Source organism: Candidatus Obscuribacterales bacterium (genome assembly GCA_036703605.1).
Classification (GTDB): domain Bacteria; phylum Cyanobacteriota; class Cyanobacteriia; order RECH01; family RECH01; genus RECH01.
Map to the genome: position 1 here is coordinate 1 of DATNRH010000176.1, position 1,193 is coordinate 1,193.

Consider the following 1,193-nt stretch of genomic DNA (forward strand, 5'->3'; position numbering starts at 1 on the left):
CCGCCTGCTATGAGCGTATGGCAGCCAACATGGCGCTAAACCCTGGCTCCAATTATGCTGTATATCAATCAGCCATAGGTGATAAGCAAGGCACGGTCAGCATGGATGATGTTAAGGGCAGACCAAGGATCACCAGTGCAGGCAAGGTCAAGGATGGCGGCATCATACCAATGAGCACCATAGACAGCATGGTATTTACCCACCCAGTCAAGGCCATCAAGATAGACGTTGAAGGCTATGAGCTTAGCGCATTGAAGGGCACTCGTGGTACGCTTGAGGCATACCACCCACTGGTGATAGCCGAGGCACTGGATGACCAGGCAGAGAACGCACTAAGGGAATATATGCAGGGACTGGGATATCATGTACGCAAGGCCGATGACCGTAACCTGATATTCACCCATGCCTAAGCGAGCACCCCGCCCATGTACCAAGCCCATGTGCAAGGAGTACGCAACCAAGGGCAGCCGATGCGATAAGCACCAGCCCGAGGCATGGAGTACCAGCAAGGACAAGAGCAGGCATGAGCGTGGGTACGGTAACGAATGGGATAAGCGGCGCAAGCGGATCATGGTCAGGGATCGATACCTATGCCAGCAGTGCAAGCGAGCAGGGCTAACAGTCAGGGCTGATCAGGTAGACCACATCATCAACAAAGCCAAGGGCGGCAGCAATGAGGATGGTAACCTTGAGGCGATATGCAAGCCATGCCACAAAGCCAAGACACAGAGAGAGGCGCAGGAGGGGAGGCGATGAATTTTGATATTGGGTACTACTGGGTGGACAATGGAGGTGGCCCCGAGGTGTGGAGATTGCTTGAATCGGAAAGAGGGAAAGCCTGGGCTAAACCAGGGTCTAATGATTTGATTTTGGAAAAAAAGGCAAAGCATGGAAATTTGCGTGTTATAGGCCGCGCAGGTCCAGTCCCTGGGATTGATAGTCTTAAAGATTGCGCCTGCCATGGGTGGGGCTGCCAAGCCTGTTGTAAGAGTGATGATAAGATAAGGGGGCGGAAGGGGATATTTGGATAAATCAACCACCTACAGAGACATAGCGAATAAATGCTCTAAGAAGGCCCTTAGAGCGTCGCAACGGTGACCCTTTACTTATAGGCACAGACTATCATAATCACCCTCAAATAGCCTCGATGGGTGACGGGGGAGGTCAAAAAGTGACGTAGAACGTCAGGGGAC

General features: G+C 52.3%; 1 protein-coding gene. It reads left to right on the forward strand.

Annotated features, from left to right (window positions below):
- The coding region (locus V6D20_03610) for an FkbM family methyltransferase (protein HEY9814877.1) at positions 1–410 on the forward strand (410 nt) is incomplete at its 5' end.
- Positions 411–1,193 lie beyond the last annotated feature (783 nt).